17 protein-coding genes, 1 tRNA gene and 1 riboswitch are annotated in these 16883 nt (G+C 68.0%); of the genes, 7 read left to right on the forward strand and 11 right to left on the reverse strand.

All coding sequences use genetic code 11. The annotated features are described in order from the left end of the window. The first annotated feature begins 103 nt into the window (after window positions 1-103). On the forward strand, window positions 104-280 hold the full coding sequence (hemP, locus tag GBO37_RS02405) for a hemin uptake protein HemP (protein ID WP_064503568.1): 177 nt from the start codon (window positions 104-106) through the stop codon (window positions 278-280). A 65-nt stretch (window positions 281-345) separates the two neighbouring features. Here hemP and GBO37_RS02410 read toward each other — a convergent pair whose 3' ends face one another. Next, entirely contained in the window at window positions 346-1767 is a 1422-nt protein-coding gene (locus tag GBO37_RS02410; protein ID WP_252926889.1) for a pseudouridine synthase, read from the reverse strand. A 118-nt stretch (window positions 1768-1885) separates the two neighbouring features. On the opposite strand from GBO37_RS02410, the gene GBO37_RS02415 reads away from it, so the two are divergent. Then, the gene (locus GBO37_RS02415; RefSeq protein ID WP_252926891.1) at window positions 1886-2338 is read left to right on the forward strand and encodes a nucleoside deaminase; all 453 of its coding nucleotides are present in this window, start codon (window positions 1886-1888) and stop codon (window positions 2336-2338) included. Between the two features lie 47 nt (window positions 2339-2385). Next, window positions 2386-2459, forward strand: a tRNA-Gly gene (locus tag GBO37_RS02420). Between the two features lie 15 nt (window positions 2460-2474). Here GBO37_RS02420 and GBO37_RS02425 read toward each other — a convergent pair. The 8 genes from GBO37_RS02425 to GBO37_RS02460 form a co-directional block, all read right to left on the reverse strand. Continuing rightward, window positions 2475-3239, reverse strand: coding sequence for an ABC transporter ATP-binding protein (locus tag GBO37_RS02425; RefSeq protein ID WP_252926893.1), 765 nt, complete (start codon window positions 3237-3239; stop codon window positions 2475-2477). Then, the gene (locus GBO37_RS02430; protein WP_252926896.1) at window positions 3236-4291 is read right to left on the reverse strand and encodes an iron ABC transporter permease; all 1056 of its coding nucleotides are present in this window, start codon (window positions 4289-4291) and stop codon (window positions 3236-3238) included. Before GBO37_RS02430 ends, GBO37_RS02425 begins: the two co-directional genes overlap by 4 nt. Further along, window positions 4288-5295, reverse strand: a complete 1008-nt coding sequence (locus tag GBO37_RS02435) for an ABC transporter substrate-binding protein (protein ID WP_252926899.1) — start codon at window positions 5293-5295, stop codon at window positions 4288-4290. The genes GBO37_RS02430 and GBO37_RS02435 overlap by 4 nt, the downstream gene beginning before the upstream one ends. Window positions 5296-5432: 137 nt before the next feature. Next, window positions 5433-5650: riboswitch (cobalamin riboswitch) on the reverse strand. A gap of 262 nt (window positions 5651-5912) precedes the next feature. Continuing rightward, entirely contained in the window at window positions 5913-6167 is a 255-nt protein-coding gene (locus GBO37_RS02440; protein ID WP_217845496.1) for a hypothetical protein, read from the reverse strand. Window positions 6168-6293: 126 nt separating this feature from the next. Then, window positions 6294-7610 carry a TRAP transporter large permease subunit gene (locus tag GBO37_RS02445; protein ID WP_045982566.1) on the reverse strand — a complete coding sequence of 439 codons (1317 nt, stop codon included), beginning with the start codon at window positions 7608-7610 and terminating at the stop codon, window positions 6294-6296. Next, entirely contained in the window at window positions 7610-8167 is a 558-nt protein-coding gene (locus tag GBO37_RS02450) for a TRAP transporter small permease subunit (RefSeq protein ID WP_045982565.1), read from the reverse strand. The genes GBO37_RS02445 and GBO37_RS02450 overlap by 1 nt, the downstream gene beginning before the upstream one ends. Window positions 8168-8216: 49 nt before the next feature. Beyond that, complete coding sequence (locus GBO37_RS02455) at window positions 8217-9236, reverse strand: TRAP transporter substrate-binding protein (protein WP_252926901.1); 1020 nt, start codon at window positions 9234-9236, stop codon at window positions 8217-8219. Continuing rightward, the gene (locus GBO37_RS02460) at window positions 9233-9763 is read right to left on the reverse strand and encodes a gluconokinase (RefSeq protein ID WP_204245741.1); all 531 of its coding nucleotides are present in this window, start codon (window positions 9761-9763) and stop codon (window positions 9233-9235) included. The genes GBO37_RS02455 and GBO37_RS02460 overlap by 4 nt, the downstream gene beginning before the upstream one ends. A gap of 97 nt (window positions 9764-9860) precedes the next feature. Here GBO37_RS02460 and GBO37_RS02465 point away from each other — a divergent pair, with 97 nt between their 5' ends. From GBO37_RS02465 to GBO37_RS02475, 3 genes are all read left to right on the forward strand, one after another. After that, a complete protein-coding gene (locus GBO37_RS02465) occupies window positions 9861-10901 on the forward strand; it encodes a LacI family DNA-binding transcriptional regulator (protein ID WP_252926903.1) in 1041 nt (346 codons plus the stop codon). Window positions 10902-10982: 81 nt separating this feature from the next. Then, on the forward strand, window positions 10983-12215 hold the full coding sequence (locus tag GBO37_RS02470; RefSeq protein WP_252926905.1) for a serine hydrolase: 1233 nt from the start codon (window positions 10983-10985) through the stop codon (window positions 12213-12215). 97 nt (window positions 12216-12312) lie between these two features. Next, entirely contained in the window at window positions 12313-12789 is a 477-nt protein-coding gene (locus GBO37_RS02475) for a nucleoside deaminase (RefSeq protein WP_252926907.1), read from the forward strand. A 559-nt stretch (window positions 12790-13348) separates the two neighbouring features. Here GBO37_RS02475 and GBO37_RS02480 read toward each other — a convergent pair. Together GBO37_RS02480 and GBO37_RS02485 are read right to left on the reverse strand one after the other, a co-directional pair. Continuing rightward, a complete protein-coding gene (locus GBO37_RS02480) occupies window positions 13349-14005 on the reverse strand; it encodes an NAD(P)H-dependent oxidoreductase (RefSeq protein ID WP_252926909.1) in 657 nt (218 codons plus the stop codon). Between the two features lie 34 nt (window positions 14006-14039). Beyond that, the gene (locus GBO37_RS02485; protein WP_252926911.1) at window positions 14040-15476 is read right to left on the reverse strand and encodes a DUF6880 family protein; all 1437 of its coding nucleotides are present in this window, start codon (window positions 15474-15476) and stop codon (window positions 14040-14042) included. A 219-nt stretch (window positions 15477-15695) separates the two neighbouring features. Here GBO37_RS02485 and GBO37_RS02490 point away from each other — a divergent pair, with 219 nt between their 5' ends. Next, window positions 15696-16850: a site-specific integrase gene (locus GBO37_RS02490; protein ID WP_252926913.1), complete on the forward strand. Its 1155-nt coding sequence runs from the start codon at window positions 15696-15698 to the stop codon at window positions 16848-16850. The last annotated feature ends 33 nt before the right edge of the window (window positions 16851-16883 follow it).

The following is a 16883-nucleotide window of genomic DNA, read 5'->3' on the forward strand; positions in this document are numbered from 1 at the left end:
GGTCGAAATCCGATCGTGAAAAATCCTGACTATTTTACTTTGACAAACCTGAACGAATTTGTCAGCATTGGGGCATCATCACTGTCCCAGCATGAGGCTGACAATGACCGCAACGCGCCCCGCCGATTTCACCCGTCCCGGCACCGCCATCCTGGCCCGGATGCCGCAGCATGACGCCACCGCCCTCACGCAGGGCGGCAACCAGGCGCTGATCGTCTTGGACGAGCAGGTCTATCAGTTGCGGATCACCCGCGCGGGCAAGCTGATCCTGACGAAATAGTCGATCGACCTAGGCAAAAGGGCCGCCCTCTCGGGCGGCCCTTTTGTCATGCGTGCTGGCGCCTGTCAGCCGCGGGGCTTGCCGCCGGGGCGGCCGCCGCCCTGCGGGCGATCTCCGCGCGGAGCGCCGAACGGCTTGGCCCCGCCCGGCCGCGGCTTGCCCTGAAACTTGCCGCCCGCATCACCACGCGGACCGCCGAACGGCTTGCGACCCTCGGCCCCTTCGCCACGCGCTGCGCCATAGGGCTTACGGTCGCCATCGGCGCGGGGCTTGCCGAAGGGCTTCCCCTCCGGACGCGGRCCGCCGAACGGCTTGCGGCCTTCGCCACCTTCGCCGCGCGGTGCGCCATARGGCTTGCGGTCGCCATCGGCGCGGGGCTTGCCGAARGRCTTSCCCTCMGGRCGCGGACCGCCGAACGGCTTGCGGCCTTCGCCACCCTCGCCGCGCGGTGCGCCATAGGGCTTGCGCGCCTCTCCGGGCTTGCCGGCAAAGCGCGCGGGGCGGGCATCGTCGCCCTGACCGGACATGCGGCCGCCCCCTTCGCCGGGGCCGGATTTCTTCCAGCGCGGCTTGTCGCCTGCGGGCCGGGGACGGTCGCCGAAACCGCCAGCCGAATCGTCGCGGGCGCCAAAGCGCGGGCGTGCGCCGGACCGGGCGGCGCGTTCGCCGGCGGCCCCGCGGGGGCGCATCTCGCGCGGCTTGTCCTCGACCTCTCCGGTCAGCAGGCCGCCCAACTGGTCGCGCAGGACCTTGCGCTTGACCTCGGTCACCTGGTTCTTGTCCATGCCGGTCAGCTTGAACGGACCATAGCCGATACGGATCAGGCGGTTCACCTGCAGGCCGACATGGGCCATCGCGCGGCGGATCTCGCGGTTCTTGCCCTCGCGGATGCCCACGCTGATCCAGGCGTTCGCGCCCTGCTGGCTGTCCAGCTTGATCTCCATGGGGGCGAAGTCCTCTCCCTCGATGGTGACGCCACGACGCAGCGGGTCGAAGGTCATGTCCGAAGGCGTGCCATTCACCCGGACGCGGTACCGGCGCAGCCAGCCCGTCGCCGGCAGCTCCAGCCGCCGCTTCAGCTCTCCGTCGTTCGTCAGCAGCAGCAGGCCCTCGGAGTTCAGGTCAAGACGCCCAACGGTCATCACCCGCGGCATGTCGCGCGGCAGCGCGTCGAACACGGTCTGGCGGCCCAGCTCGTCGTTTTCCGACGTGATCAGGCCCAGGGGCTTGTAGTACAGCCACAGCCGCGTCTCCTGCGGCTCCTCCAGCTTCTTGCCGTCGACGGTGATCCGGTCGGTGGGCAGAACGTCCAAGGCGGGACTGTCGATCTTCTTGCCGTTCACGCTGACGCGGCCCTCGATGATCATCCGCTCGGCCTCGCGCCTGCTGGCGACACCGGCGCGCGCCATCACCTTGGCGATGCGGTCGGCTTCGGTGCGGGGGGCGACCTGGGGGGCCTTGCGGTCGGGAATCTGATCGTCGGTCATGCGCGTCTCCTTCGCATCGCTGCGGGGCAAAGAGGGGTGCATACGCCCAAGCGGGCCGTGTGGGAAGCGTTTCTTTCCCCGGCTTGCGCGCCGCGCGGGGGATTGCGACAAGACGGTCATGGTCCCCTTCACCACCCATATGGCGCTTGCCCTGTCCCAGGCCCGCGACGCCGCCCTGCGCGGAGAGGTGCCGGTGGGCGCCGTCGTGACCGACCCGCGGGGCCGCGTGGTGGCCGCCGCGGGCAACCGCACGCGCGAACTGTCCGACCCGACCGCCCATGCCGAGATCCTGGCGATCCGCGCGGCCTGCGCGGCCCTGGGGTCCGAACGCCTGCCCGGTCACGACCTGTGGGTCACGCTGGAGCCCTGCCCGATGTGCGCGGCGGCCATCTCAGCCGCGCGGATCGCCCGGCTGTATTACGGGGCGTCGGACCCGCGCATGGGGGGCGTCGCCCATGGCGCGCAGGTGTTCCGGCACGCGCAGTGCCATCACCGCCCCGAGGTCTATGACGGCCTGGCCGCGCCTGAATCGCGCGACCTGCTGCGGCGGTTCTTTGCGCAACGACGGTGACGCGACCGCTTGAACCTGCCGCGCGGGCGGACTATACCGATCCCCGCGCGGGTGTTGTGTAATGGTAAGACCCTAGCCTTCCAAGCTAGAGACACGGGTTCGATTCCCGTCACCCGCTCCAATCCCTCTCATTGCATCAGACGACCGGATGAAACCGCATCACGCGGCTGCCGTCCTGCGGATCGGTCAGCGTGCTTGCCCGCACCTGAAAGACGCGCGCCAGCAGGTCCGTGGTCAGGATACGGTCTGGCGGGCCCAGGGCCACCAACCGACCGTCCTGCATCACCGCCAGCCTGTCGCAGCGCATCGCCTGGTTCAGGTCATGCAGGGCGATCACCGTGGTCAGGCCCAGGCCGCCCACCAGATCCAGGATCGCCAGCTGATGACGGATGTCCAGGTGGTTCGTCGGCTCGTCCAGCAGCAAGATCCGCGGCGCCTGCGCCAGCGCACGGGCGATATGGGCGCGCTGGCGTTCGCCCCCCGACAGGGTCGACCAGTCGCGCCCCGCCAGATGCGCCAGGTCGACCCGCGCCAGCGCCTGCGTCACATGCGCCTCGTCCGCCGGGGACCAGGGCCGCAGGGCGTCCAGCCAGGGGGTGCGCCCCAAGGCCACGGCGTCGCGGACCGTGATGCGGTCCGACGTCTCGGCGCTTTGGGCGACCACGGCGATGTGGCGGGCGACCTGGCGCGCAGGCATGGTGCGCAGCGGCCGGCCGTCCAGCGCGACCTGGCCGCCGTCGGGGCGGACCAACCCGGCCAGCATCCGCAGCAGCGTGGACTTGCCCGACCCGTTCGGGCCGATCAGGCCCAGCATCTCTGCGGGGCGGATGTCCAGGGTGACGCCGGCCACCAGGGCGCGTCCGCGCAGGCGGCGGGTCAGATCACGCGCGGTCAGCATCATGACGCGGACCGCCCGCGGATCAGGATCGCCGCAAAGGCCGGCGCGCCGACCAGCGCGGTCACGACGCCGATGGGCAGGGTCTGGCCGGGCACCAGCATCCGCGCGATCACGTCCGCGGCGATCAGGAAGACCATGCCGATCAGCGCCGACACGGGCACCAGCCGCGCGTGGCGCGTGCCCACCAGGAACCGTGCCGCATGCGGGACGACCAGCCCGACAAAGCCGATCGCACCGGTGACCGACACCATGACCGCCGTGGCCATGGCGGTCGCCAGGATCAGCACGGCCTGGACGCGCCGGACCGGCACACCCAGGGACGCCGCCGATTCCGTGCCGAAGGCAAAGGCGTCCAGCGCGCGGATGTGCCATGCGGCCGCGCCAAGGACGGTCACTGCGGCGGCCAGCGACAGGCCGACATCGTTCCACCGGACGCCCGACAGGTTGCCCAACAGCCAGAACATGATGCCGCGCGCCTGTTCCGCGCTGGCCGACCGCGCGATGATGAAGCTGGTCAGGGCGTTGAACAGCTGCGACCCGGCGATGCCTGCCAGCACGATCTGCGCGGCACCCCGCGCCCCCGGACCGCCGCCCGACAGGCGCGCCAACCCCACCACCAACGCAAAGGCCGCGATCGCGCCCAGCAGCGCGCCCGCCGACATCGGCACGAACCCCGCGCCGATCCCCGCCACCGCGACCGTCACGGCCCCCGTAGACGCCCCCGCCGAGATGCCCAGCAAATAGGGGTCGGCCAGTGCGTTGCGCAACAGCGTCTGCAGGACCAGCCCCGAGATCGCCAGCCCCGCTCCGCAGGCCCCCGCCACCAACGCGCGCGGCAGGCGGTAAGCCCAGACGATACCCTGATCGATCGGGTCCAGCGGATAGCCCGCACCCAGCATCTGGTTGGCCAGCGCCTGCCAGACCGTCGAGAGGGGGATCGGCGTTTCCCCCAGGGCGGTGCCGACCAGGGGGGCCGCCACGATCAGCAGCGACACCCACAGCCAGACCGGGGCCAAGGGGCGGCGGACGGTCGGCACCCCGACATCGGCGGTCATTCGGACAGCCCGTCCATGCCCGCCGCCAAGGCCTCCAGCCCGTCGATCATGCGGATGCCGGGATGCAGCGCCTCGGCGTCCAGGATGACGACGCGATCCCGGCGCACGGCGGTCATCCGGCGCGTGACCGGGTCCGTCTTCAGAAAGCGCAGCTTTGCCTCGACATCGTCGGCGGGAAAGCGGCGGCGGTCCATGCGCGCGATCACCAGCACCGAGGGGTCGGCACGGGCGATCGTCTCCCACCCCACGGCGGGCCATTCCTCGTCCGAGGTCACAACGTTGCGCAGGCCAAGGCGGTCCATCATCCAGGCCGGGACGCCCATCCCGCCCGCCATGTAGGGGTCCAGCGCCAGATCGGCCGAGGAGAACCAGACCGCCGCGGACGCATCCGGCAGGTCCATCGCCCGGGCGCGGTCCACGACCGCCGCCTCTCGGGCCTGCAGGTCGGCGATCAGCGCACGGCCCGCGTCCTGCGCGTCCATGACCCGCGCGATCTGGTCGATGCCGTCCCACAGCGTCGCGATGTCGAAGGGCGCAAGGCGGGTGCCGTCGGCGCCCACGCTGTTGTCCTTGCCTTGGCAGTCCGTGGGCATGACATAGGCCGGAATGCCCAGATCGGCGAACTGTCGGCGCGTGCCGACCGCCCCTTGGTCCCCGATCATCCAGGCGAACATCGTCGGCACGAAGCCGGGGCGCCGGTTCACCACCGATTCAAAGCTGGGCGTGTCGTCGCTGATGCGGTCCACCGTGGCGTCATCCTCCGCAAAGGCGGGCAGCACCGGGGTGAACCACAGCGCGGTCCCGGCCATCCGGTCCGCCTGGCCCAGCGCATACAGGATCTCGGTCGTGGACTGGCCGATCGACACGACGTTGTCGGGACGCGCGGGGATGGTCACCCGGTGCCCGCAATTGTCGATCACCAGCGGATAGTCGGTCGGCGCGGCAAGGGCCGCCTGGCCCAGGCCCAGCGCCACCGCGGTCGTCAGGAAGATTCTGGTCGTCATGGTCGTCCTTCATGAAACGAAGGACGGGGCTGAAAAAGGCGCAGCGGCGTCACCGGGGTCCCACCCGCCTTCGCGGTCGCGTCGGACGAAGGCCGTGGATCGGCGCATGCGGTCTTTCTCCGGGGCACCCCGCCCGGGTTGGTTCAAGTCATGATGGCAGGTCTCCTGACTTGCGGATCGCGGCCTTCCCCGCCTTCCCGGCGCAGGGGGCGCCAGTGGCATCATGGGGTCGGCTACCGCTTACAGTTGCGGGGGCAGTCGCGGATTCGGCGCCTGATGGCTACACCTCACCACGTTCCCTTTTCACCCTGCCGGGGCCTTGGCCGGCACGGGAACCATCACGGACGGAAATGCCGCCAGGTTGGGACAAAGTCAACCGCCGCGGCAAGCAGCCCGCAGCCGACCCGGCCACCACGGCCGACGCACTGCGACACCCACGGCTTATGCCAGCCTGACCCCGGCGACCGGTGCGCCGCTGGCCGAACGCGCGGGCGCCCTGCGGGGTCAGGACATTGGTCGCGGTCCTCCCTGCTAGGGAAGGATCGGTGGCATGGACGGGGGGGACGGATGCAGGACCTCAGACCGCCGGGCGATGGGGCGCCTGACACCGCAGGGCTTCAAACCTGGCCGGGCCTCTTTCGCCACAGGTGGCGGAGGTCCAGCCGGGGATAGTCCCGCTCGATCTGACTGCCCCAGAACAGGCCTGCGATCGGGGCGTCGGGATGGTCGGGATCAAGGCCGTAGTCGATCTGGGCGATGCGTTCGGCCGGCATGTGCAGGGTGTAACGCAGGAACAGGAACTGCTCCAGCCAGGCGTCATGGTCCTTGTTCGTGAACAGGTCCGGGCGGGGGACGGGTTCGGGGTCGTGCATGGTTGGGTCAGCCTTGGGTGACGGATCCCGATTGTCCGTCAATCCGCCTGCCGGTGCAACATTCCTGTCCCCGAACGAAAAGGGGGCACGCCGCATCCGGCATGCCCCCCGATCCACGGCAGGCGATCAGTAGATCGCCAGGGCCGGGAACAGGATCAGCAGGCCCACCGCCAGGATCTGCAACCCTATGAAGGGCAGCAGGGCGCGGAAGATCTCTCCCAGCGAGATGTCCGGCGGGGTCACCGACTTCAGGTAGAAGGCGGCGGGCCCGAAGGGCGGCGACAGGAAGCTGACCTGCATATTCATCGCGAACAGCACGCCGAACCAGACGGGGTCGTATCCCAGGCTGACGATGATCGGCACGAAGATCGGCATGGTCAGCAGCGCGATGCCTACCCAGTCCAGGAACATGCCTAGCACGAACAGGATCGCCATCATGAACAGGATGATGATCGTCGGGTTGTCGCTGATGCCGGTGATCAGTTCCGACACGAAGTTGATGCCGCCCATCAGGTTGAAGACGCCCACCAGGGCGGATGCGCCGATGCCGATCCAGACGATCATGCCGACCGTCTGCAGCGTCTGCATTGCCGCGCCGCGCAGAAGGCCCCAGGTGAATTCGCCGCGGATCACGGTCGAGATCAGCACGCCCGCCACGCCCACGGCGCTGGCCTCGGTCACGGATGCGATGCCGCCATAGATGGAGCCCAGCACCATAATCACGACCAGGATCGGCAGGAACAGGCCCTTGAGCAGGCGCAGCTTTTCGTCCCGCGGGACGCGGGCGGTGACGGCCGGGGGGACGTCGCCCGGCGTCAGCCAGGCACGGATCAGCACATAGGCCACATAGAGCAGCGCCAGCATGAAGCCCGGCACGAAGGCGGCCGTGAACAGGTCGCCGATCGAGACGTTCGCGGTCAGGCCATAGATGATCAGCACGATCGAAGGCGGCACCATGGTCCCCAGGCTGCCGCCCGCGCAGACGACCCCGATGGCCAGCTTGCGGTCATAGCCCTGGGCCAGCATCTGGGGCAGCGCGATCAGGCCCAGCAGCACGACCTCTCCTCCGATGATGCCGGACATGGCGGCTAGGATGACGGCCACGAAGATCGTCTGGACCGCCACGCCGCCGCGGATGCGGCCGCCGACCAGGCGCATCGCCTCGAACAGGTCGCGGGCGATGCCGCTGCGGTCCAGGATCGCGGCCATCAGCACGAACATCGGCACCGACACGAAGACGAAGCTGGACACGAAGGTATAGACGCGGCTGGTGATCAGCGGCACGACGTTCGGGCCGAACCACCCCAGGGCAAAGATCAGCGTGACCAGCAGCGTGACGAAGGCCAGCGGGATGCCCGTCAGCAGCAAAAGCAGCAGCAGCGCGAACAGAAGGCCCGTCCCGGCCTCGATCCCCAGGGATTGCAGCGAACCGAAGATCTCCATCAGCGGGCTCCCTTGTGCCCGCGGGCATAGTTGACGGTCAGGATGGCGAATTGCAGGGCCATGATCGCCAGCGCCACCATCAGCAGAACCTTGAGCACGCCCGGATAGGCCGGGTTCCAGGCCGAACCCGAAGTCTCGAGGTGAAAGCTGCCGTCGGGGCGCCAGGCGGACCGCTTGACCATCTGCCAGGCCGCCCAGGCGAAGGCGCCGGAGGACAGGCCGCAGATTGCCGAGATGAGGATGTCGGCCACGCGCCGCGCGGCTGGCGGCAGCAGGTCATAGACCAGGACGACCCGGATGTGCCGGTCGCGCGCGGTGCACAGCAAGCCCCCGTAGACGAACGAGATCGCGCACAGGAACACCGTCGTCTCGTGCGCCCAGTTCGTCGGGCGGCCGAACACGTAACGCAGCACGACCTCCTGGATCAGGATCAGCATGGCGACCACCAGGCCCAGGGCCGGGATGATCGCCAGGCGGTCGATCACGCGACCCAGGCGCCCCGACTGGGGCACGGCCTCGTGTTCCTCGCGCGGAATGGCTTCGGATGCGTCCATCATGTCCTCCTCCCTGGAAGGGACCGGGCGCGAACGCCCGATCCTGCGGCGCTTACTGCACCAGGCCCTTTTCGGTCAGGTACGCGGTCAGCGCGTCATAGACCTGCTGCGCCGCGGGCGACTGTCCGGCGACCTTTTCCCATTCGCCCATCGCGATGCTGCGGAACTTGGTGCGCTCCTCGTCGGACCAGTCGTGGACGGTGATCGTCCCGCCGGCCTCTGCCTCCGCCACGGCGGCCGCGTCGGCCTCGGCCAGGGCTGCGACCTGGACGCGGGCGAAATCGCGCACCGACTGCGTCATGACCTGCTGCAGGTCCTCGGGCAGGGCATCCCATTTCTCCTTGTTCATCGAGATCTCGACCAGGGGCATGGAGTGGAAGCCGGGATAGACCGGATGGGGCGCGACCTCGTTCAGGCCCTGGGCCTGGTTGGTCGAAAAGACGCTGTAATCGGCCGCGTCGATGACCTTCTTGTCCAGCGATGTGAACACCTCGGAGCCGGGCAGGTTCACGGGCGATGCGCCGGCGGCGGCAAAGACCGACTGGACCAGGCCTTCGGGCGCGCGGATCTTGACGCCGGCCAGATCATCGACCCCGTCCAGCGGCACGGCGCTGACCAGCGCCTCCAGGCCCGGCGTGGTGGCGCCGATGAACTGCAGGCCATAGGGGTTCATGATCTGGTTCAGCAGCTCCGCCCCGCCGCCGTTCTCGACAAAATCCAGCATCTGCTCGGGGTCGGACCAGGCGCCGACCGGGTTGCCCATCAGGCCGAAGGCCGGATCGCGTCCCGAGAAATACGACAGGTCCGTGACGTGACCGTCCAGGATGCCCGTCGCGATCGCATCCTGGGTTTCGTTATGGGCGACGATGGATTCGACCGGCAGCAGGTCGATGGCGATGCGGCCGCCGGATTTTTCCGCGACATCCGCGGCCCAGCCCTGCTGGAGGACAAAGTTCGGATTGCCCGACGGGTCGGACGACTGGAAACGGAAGCTGTGATCCTGGGCCATGGCGGGCGCGGCCAAGGCCATCGCGGCGCTGGCCGACATCAGGAAACGGGTCATCTTGGTCATGGTGTCTCTCCTCCGGTTGAAACTGGGCGCGGGTCGGACAGGGCCGCGACCGCGCGGTCGATGATCTGGTCGGGCGGCAGCGCCACATCGATCCACAGCGCGCCTTCGGCGGCGGGATCGGGGGGCTGCAGCGCGGCCAGCTGGCTGTCGATCAGGCTGGCGGGCATGTAGTGGTCGCGCCGTGCCGCCATGCGCGCCGCGATCAGGTCGCGGTCGCCGTGCAGGAACACGATGTCCATCGCCCCTGCCCCGGCCCGCAGCCGGTCACGATGCGCCTGGCTGAGCCCCGAGCAGGCCAGAACGGCGCGATGGGGCGTCGCACGCGTCGCCGCCGCCAGGCGGTCCAGCCACCCCCACCGCATGTCGTCGGTCAGGGGCAGCCCGGCCCGCATGCGCGCTACGCTGGATTCGTCGTGATACAGGTCCGCCTCGATGAAGCTGCCGCCGATGCGGTCGGCGATGCCACGGGCCACGGTCGACTTGCCCGTGCCGCAGATGCCCATGACCAGAATCGGCCGCGCGTCCATGGTGTCTCCTCCCGATGACAGCGCAATCATGGATGACAGCGCTGTCATCGGTCAAGCCCCTTTTCTTTGCGCGGCGATGGCGTAATCTGCGCGCGTCATGAACAAAACCTCGCGGATCACCCTGTCTGATGTGGCGCTGGCCGCCGATGTCAGCCCTATCACCGTGTCGCGCGCGCTGCGGGACCCGTCCAAGGTGTCGCCGCTGGCCCGCGACCGGATAGACCGGGCGATCCGCGAACTAGGCTATGTGCCGAACCCTGCGGCGCGCGCGCTGGCATCGGGGCGCACCGATATCGTGGGGGTCATCATCCCGTCGGTCAGCAACAACGTGTTCGCCGACGTGATGCGCGGCATCGACGAAGGTCTGCAGGGCAGCCCGCTGATCGTGCAGCTGGGCACCACGCGCTATTCCCCCCTGACCGAGGAGCAACTGATCCGCGTGTTCCTGTCACAGCGCCCGGCCGGATTGATCGTCGCGGGCCACGATCAATCCCCCGCCGCCCGCGCCCTGCTGGCCGGGGCGGAATGCCCGGTCGTGCAGATCATGGAGGTCGGCCCCGATCCCATCGACCTGGCCGTCGGCCTGTCACATTTCGACGGGGCGCGGGCCGCCGCCGAGCATCTGCTGGCGCAGGGATACCGCGCGCCGGCCTTTCTGGGTGCTCAGATGGACCCGCGCAGCCAGCGCCGCCTGGCAGGGTTCCGCGCCTGCCTGGAGGCCGCCGGGCTGGGGGGCGACGATCCCGTCGTCACCACACCCGAGCCGTCCTCGGTCAGCCTGGGGTGCCGGCTGTTCGCGGATCTGATGGCGCGCCTGCCGCAAACGGATGCGGTCCTGTGCAACAACGACGATCTGGCGCTTGGCGTCCTGTTCGAGGCGCGTCGACGCAACATCACGGTGCCCACCCGTCTTGGCATCTGCGGGTTCAACGACCACGAGATGATGTCCGCGGCCGAACCGCCCATCACCTCGGTCGCCACCGATCGGCGGGCGATGGGCGCTCAGGCGATCCGCCTGATCCGCGCGCGCCTTGCCGGACAGGATGCGCCCCGCGGCCATGCGGTCGACCTGGGGTTTCAGCTGATCCCCCGCGCCAGCACGCGCCGCAACCGTTCCAGCGCCGATCGGCCAACCTGACGGCCCCTCGTTCGGACGTGACCAGCCTTGCACATGCTGCAAAACTGCCCTTTCATGGATCGAAACGGATGGGAGGATGTCATGACCCTGAGGCCGCTTCACCGGACGCGGTTCCTACTGACCCTGGGGGGCCTGTGCTTGGCCCTGCCCGGCACGGTGCAGGCGCAGGACTATCCGCACGCGGACGAACCCATCGGCACGGTCGAGGACGTCTATGACGGCCACCTGACGCCGGACCTGGCGGTCAGTACCTTCCGCAACATCGACCGGCTGTTCCCCACCCGGGCCATCCCGGCCGGCGACACGCCCCGCGACCTGCCGGAGGCCTTGGTCGATCTGCCGGAAATGGTGACCTATCAGGTCGATGACGCACCCTATGACCTCTACGACTTTCTGTCGCTGGACAATGTCACCGGGATGATCGTGCTGAAGGACGGCAAGGTCGTCTACGAGACCTATCAGCGCGGCAACACGGCTGACACGCGCTGGATGTCGATGTCGGTGGCCAAGTCGATCACCTCGACCCTGGTCGGCGCGGCGATCGTCGATGGCCATATCGGCGGCGTGGACGACATGGTGGTCGATTACGTCCCCGCACTGGCCGGCAGCGCCTATGACGGGGTCAGCATCCGCGACATCCTGCTGATGGCGTCGGGCGTCGACTGGAACGAGACCTATACCGACCCCCAGTCCGACCGCCGCGACCTGCTGCGTGCGCAGATCGAACAGCGCCCCGGCGCCGCGATGGAGGTGATGGCCGCCCTGCCCCGCGCGCACGAACCCGGCACCCACCACACCTACTCCACCGGCGAGACGCAGGTTCTGGGCGAGGTCGTCCACGGCGCGGTCGGCAAGCCGTTGTCTGACTATCTGGCGGAAAAGATCTGGCAGCCCTACGGGATGGAGGCCGACGCGAACTGGTGGCTGGACAGCCCCGACGGGGTCGAGATCGGCGGCAGCGGCCTGTCCGCCACACTGCGCGACTTCGCCCGCTTCGGGCAGTTCTTTCTGGAAGGCGGCGTGATCGACGGCAGCACCATCCTGCCCGACGGATGGACAGAGACCGCCGGCCAACCGCAGAAGCTGAAAAGCGGCGAGACGATCGATTACGGGTACATGTGGTGGCCGGGCTGGACCGAACCGTCCATCGCGGACGGTGCCTTTGCCGCCATCGGCATCCAGGGGCAGAACATCTACATCAACCCCACGCGGAACGTCGTCATCGCGACGCATATGGCGCAACCGAAGCCCGTCGGACGCGAACCGGTCGATCCGCTGGTCGTGTTCGACGCCATCTCCGAGGCCTTGGAGTGATGGTCCCGCGACCGTCTTATGCCCTCAGGCCGTCTCAGGAGAGTTGCGCCCGGTCATTCGAAAGGCAGATCAGGTCCGTTGAAAGGAAAGGCGTATCATGATCGATGACATGGATCGAAAGCACCTGCAGCGCTGTGTCGACTTGGCATCCGAAGCGCTGGACCGCGGCAACGAGCCCTTCGGATCGGTGCTTGTGTCGTCCAAGGGTGAGGTGCTGTTCGAGGACTACAACCGCATCGGCGGGGGTGACCACACCCAGCACCCGGAGTTCGCCATCGCCCGATGGGCTGCAAACAACATGGACGTTCAGGATCGCGCCAAGGCCACGGTCTACACGTCTGGCGAACACTGTCCGATGTGCGCCGCCGCCCATGGCTGGGTGGGGCTTGGTAGAATTGTGTATGCAAGCTCTGCAGCCCAGATGACGGCGTGGCTTTCCGAACTGGGCGTCCCCGCGTTCCGGGTTCGCCCGTTGCCCATCCGCGACGTGATCAGCGATACGCCGGTCGATGGCCCTGTCGAGGAGTTTGCACGACAGGTCCGCGCTCTCCATGTCCGGTCGCACACTCGTTGAGTTCAAAGGTTACGATTTAGAGTTGACCGACTAGCGACGTTTTTTTCCGTTTATGACCAGAGAGCATCCGAGGAGGATGTGTCAGATTAAAGTAGTACGGCGCAATGGCGATTAGTTGCCTGATCCGACTGCATCAGGCAGGTGCCATGTGGAACAGGTGAGTGAGCTTGCGGCGAGTCTTTGCCTTGCGGAATGCCAAGTTTGTTCTGAACAGGCAAACATGCGAAAGCCCCGGCGTTTGGCCGGGGCTGGTGTTGGGTGTGTTTCTGTGGTTGCGGGGACAGGATTTGAACCTGTGACCTTCAGGTTATGAGTCGTGTCGAACGGACCATGAACGATTGCGCTGAAGCGCGAGTTGTTGCGCAATTTCCGACACTTCGAGCCCCCTGCCCCGCGGATCGCGTCCGCACGATTGCGCGGAAACTGGCAGCACTTTGTCCCTTCTTGCTTCCACAATGCTTCCATGTGCGGGCCGGGTGATGGTCGCGGTAGCAGGGTGATCAACTGGCGCGCATCGCCCTGAAAACGCCTGTGATGGTCACCCAGGCGGTACCCCGGCTCACGGCGCGTTGCGCTGCGAAGGGTCGCGGGTGAAGGCGGCGGGGCGGCCGGCCCCGCCTTCCGCGCGCTGGCGGCGGGCGGCCTCGGCCCACCAGATCAGTTGCGTGAGGGTCCGGCCGATATAGCCGTCCCATCTCTCCCCATCGACGCCAGGGGCGTAGCCGCCGTCCTCCGCAAAGACCTCCTGCGCGTTGGGCACATGGATCATCGCCGAGACCGGCAAGCAGCCAAGCTCCGACAGGAAGGTGCGCATGTTCACCGCCGCGCGCGCCCCACCCCATTGCCCGGCGGAATAGGTGGCGATCGCACTCGGCTTGTAGGCGTAGAGCGAGCTGCCGAAATGGTTCAGCAGATGCGCAAGCGCAGGGCTCATCGAGTGATTGTATTCCGGACTGACCATGCCGAAGCCGTCCGCCGCCTCGATCCGCCGCGCCAGATCCTCGAGCGCCGCGGGCGCCTTGCCCTGCGCATGGGCGAAATGCGGCTTGAATGCCCCGCCGAGGTCGAAATCCAGCGGATCGACCAGCCCGACTTCGTGGCCCTCAGCCTCGAGCAAGCCCCGGCAAGCCCGGGCCACCCGCTCCCCCAACCGTGCAGGGCGCGGCGGCGTGCTGTCCCGCACGGAGCCGAGGAAGACCAGCAAATTCAGGGCCACGACAAACTTTCCATCTTGCTTCGATTCTGGCCGCTCACTTAGCAACGCTCCAGAACCCAAACTTCCTGCCATGCCCCTCCTTCAGCCGGGTCACATAAGCGTCGTGCGTCTCGAACGCGCCGAAGTCCGGGATGTCGCGCGCGAGCCGGGCGCAGCTGGCCAGGTGCTCGGCGGCATAGCGATACCGCTTCGCCCGTGATCGGGTGAGCGTGAAGTCGATCATCGCGCGGAGTACCAGCGTCGCAGCCAGCGGATGACGTTCTGACAGGGCCTCGGCCGCGGGGGCGAGATACTCGTAGTGATCCCCGTCGATCTCGTCATGCCGGGCCTCCAGGAGGTCTGTGGCGCGATCCAGAGCCGGCCAGTCGAGGAAAAACTGCAGGGCGTGGAGAAGGCTTGGATAGGCCATGGCGTGCGCCATCGCCCGCTCCTCGGCCTCGATGTCGTCGAAATCGGGAAGCCGCTTGAGATACGCCCGCAGGTAATTGTCGGAGAGCGTGCGCTCGAAGCAGTCCCATCGGAATACCTGCGCCTCCTCGCCACGACCCAGCGCCTCCAGCGTCTGCAGGCGAATGTCCTGCCAGGCCAGTGGAACCCGCAACCCGTCGCCGAGCTCCGCGCGCTCGAGGAACCCCAGCGCCTCGCCTGCCCTGCCGGCCGCGAGCAGGCGCTGCGCGATCTCCGCCGCGATCTGCGGCACCTTGCGGGTCTTCGGGTCGTACTGTGCGATGAAGCCGTCGACGTCGCCCTGCGCGTCGGCGATGTCCTTGAGCGCCATGGCGACCGTGCTCGCGCGCTCACGCGCCCGCATCTCGTGCTCGTAGGTCGTGCCGCCCGTGCCCCAGCCCACCGCTTTCCATTGGTCCTTCGGCGGCACCGGCGCGGGCGAGCGACCGAGGTCCTCGGCCAACGATTTCAGGGCCGCCAACCCCTCGTCGCCGAGCGCTGGCGCCATGATGCCGACCAGACCATCATACTGGCCATAGCCGTTGTCCTGCAGCGCATCGAGAACAGTGCCGGCGAGCGCCTGCGGATCCGGCCGGACCTTCTCGGCGAGCTGACCCAGATTTGCACAGGCCTGGTGGAAGATGCCGATGACAGTGCCGCTGGAGTCGTCGCAGCGCTCGAAGACGGGCGTGGCGAGCGCGATGAACCGCCACATGAGCGCCAGCGCCTCATCCGGATCGGCCGGCGCGATCTGCTCGACGATGGCGCGTCGCTGGGTTTCGAGATCGGTGACCAGCGCCTTGCGGTTCTTCCAGGTGATGAAGCTGCGGGCGCGGGCGATGCTGGTCAGCCGCTTGGCGATCTCCCGCGCCGCCTCCCTCGGGCTCTGGGCTCCCGCCAGCGCGAGCCGCAGCTTGCGCTTGGCGGCCGCGTTGCCGGTGCTGATCTCGATCAGTAGTTGCGCCAGGCGCTCTGCGCCCAGCGCTTCGAGGTTCTTCGCATTGAGGGTGGTCTTGGAAGCCATCGGATCGCCAGTTTCTTTTCCCCGAGCCTAACAGCAGCCCGCGGGCACCGGAACCTGCGTTCTGATTCGCGCGGCTCGTCGATTTCCCGCACCATCGCGCCGAAACGCCTTGCGCGGAACCGCGAGGCATTTCCTTTTTCTTCGCGATTTCAATGTGTTCGTTGACTGTCGCTCGCGCTTCAGCACTGTGGAACGGCGAAAGAACCACCGAAGAGTGCCATGCCCAAGATCACCAAACGCCTCGTCGACGCCGCAGAAGCTCGCTCCGCCGAATACTTCGTCTGGGACAGTGAGATCCCTGGCTTCGGGCTGCGGGTGCTGCCGAGCGGGCGCAAGGGCTACGTGGTCCAGTACCGCGCCGGACGCCGGTCCCGGAGGATCAGCCTCGGGCCCAGCACGGTGCTGACCTGCGAGCAGGCCCGCAACCGCGCCATCTCAATCGTCGCCGCCGCGCGCAACGGCGCGGACCCCGCCGCCGAGCGGGACGCGGGACGCAAGGCGATCACGGTGAAGGAGCTGGCGGAGCGGTTCGACAAGGAACACATCGCGATCCGCGTGAAGGCGAGCACGGCCAAGGAGTATCGCCGGAACCTCGAACGCTTCATCCTGCCCGCGCTCGGCCCGCTCACGGTCACGGGCATCACCCGGGCGGACGTGGCCAAGTTCCACCACGACCTCCGCCACATCCCCTATCAGGCAAACCGCTGCCTCGAGGTGGTCTCGAAGATGTTCAGCCTCGCCGAGATGTGGGGCCTACGTCCGGACGGCACCAATCCGCGAAAGCACATCCGGAAATACCCCGAGGAGAAGCGCGAGCGCTTTCTCAGCGCGGCCGAACTCCGCCGCATCGGCGAGGTGCTGCGAGAGATGGAGGCGGAGGGGATCGAACTGCCCTCGGCCATCCTCGCCGCCCGCCTGCTGATCCTGACCGGTTGTCGGCTGAATGAGATCATGACGCTGCAGTGGGCGCACGTCGATCTGGCGGAGCGCGTGCTGCGCCTTCCGGACTCAAAGTCCGGTGCCAAGGTTGTCCATCTCGGCCAGCCCACCGTCGAACTGCTCCGCGACGCCCAGCCCATCGAGGGCAACCGGTGGGTCATCACCGGCACCCTGCCCGGCAAGCGCCTGAGCGACCTGCAGCCCTTCTGGCGGCGCGTCCGTGCCCGCGCCGGGGTGAAGGACGTACGCATCCACGACCTGCGCCACACCTTCGCCTCCACGGCCGTCGCATCCGGTCAGGGTCTCCCGATGATCGGCAAGCTGCTCGGTCATACGCAGGTCCAGACCACGGCGCGCTATGCCCACCTCGCGGCCGAGCCGGTGCGGATGGCAGCGGACTCAGTGGCTCAGGACTTGAGCCGCCATCTCGGTTGATTGGCCTCTCCGGAATCTGCTCGCGTAGTAAGT

Origin of the sequence: Paracoccus sp. 08, assembly GCF_024105395.1 — a bacterium.
In the GTDB taxonomy this organism is placed as follows: Bacteria; Pseudomonadota; Alphaproteobacteria; order Rhodobacterales; family Rhodobacteraceae; genus Paracoccus; species Paracoccus marcusii.

Excerpts from the sequence above, each read along its gene's own strand:
- GBO37_RS02435 (WP_252926899.1), bottom strand. The coding sequence starts at position 5,295 with ATGACGACCAGAATCTTCCTGACGACCGCGGTGGCGCTGGGCCTGGGC.
- GBO37_RS02445 (WP_045982566.1), bottom strand. The coding sequence starts at position 7,610 with ATGGAGATCTTCGGTTCGCTGCAATCCCTGGGGATCGAGGCCGGGACG.
- GBO37_RS02430 (WP_252926896.1), bottom strand. The coding sequence starts at position 4,291 with ATGACCGCCGATGTCGGGGTGCCGACCGTCCGCCGCCCCTTGGCCCCG.
- GBO37_RS02485 (WP_252926911.1), bottom strand. The coding sequence starts at position 15,476 with ATGGCTTCCAAGACCACCCTCAATGCGAAGAACCTCGAAGCGCTGGGC.
- hemP (WP_064503568.1), top strand. The coding sequence starts at position 104 with ATGACCGCAACGCGCCCCGCCGATTTCACCCGTCCCGGCACCGCCATC.
- GBO37_RS02455 (WP_252926901.1), bottom strand. The coding sequence starts at position 9,236 with ATGACCAAGATGACCCGTTTCCTGATGTCGGCCAGCGCCGCGATGGCC.
- GBO37_RS02425 (WP_252926893.1), bottom strand. The coding sequence starts at position 3,239 with ATGATGCTGACCGCGCGTGATCTGACCCGCCGCCTGCGCGGACGCGCC.
- GBO37_RS02465 (WP_252926903.1), top strand. The coding sequence starts at position 9,861 with ATGAACAAAACCTCGCGGATCACCCTGTCTGATGTGGCGCTGGCCGCC.
- GBO37_RS02460 (WP_204245741.1), bottom strand. The coding sequence starts at position 9,763 with ATGGACGCGCGGCCGATTCTGGTCATGGGCATCTGCGGCACGGGCAAG.
- GBO37_RS02415 (WP_252926891.1), top strand. The coding sequence starts at position 1,886 with ATGGTCCCCTTCACCACCCATATGGCGCTTGCCCTGTCCCAGGCCCGC.
- GBO37_RS02450 (WP_045982565.1), bottom strand. The coding sequence starts at position 8,167 with ATGATGGACGCATCCGAAGCCATTCCGCGCGAGGAACACGAGGCCGTG.
- GBO37_RS02490 (WP_252926913.1), top strand. The coding sequence starts at position 15,696 with ATGCCCAAGATCACCAAACGCCTCGTCGACGCCGCAGAAGCTCGCTCC.
- GBO37_RS02470 (WP_252926905.1), top strand. The coding sequence starts at position 10,983 with ATGACCCTGAGGCCGCTTCACCGGACGCGGTTCCTACTGACCCTGGGG.
- GBO37_RS02440 (WP_217845496.1), bottom strand. The coding sequence starts at position 6,167 with ATGCACGACCCCGAACCCGTCCCCCGCCCGGACCTGTTCACGAACAAG.
- GBO37_RS02475 (WP_252926907.1), top strand. The coding sequence starts at position 12,313 with ATGATCGATGACATGGATCGAAAGCACCTGCAGCGCTGTGTCGACTTG.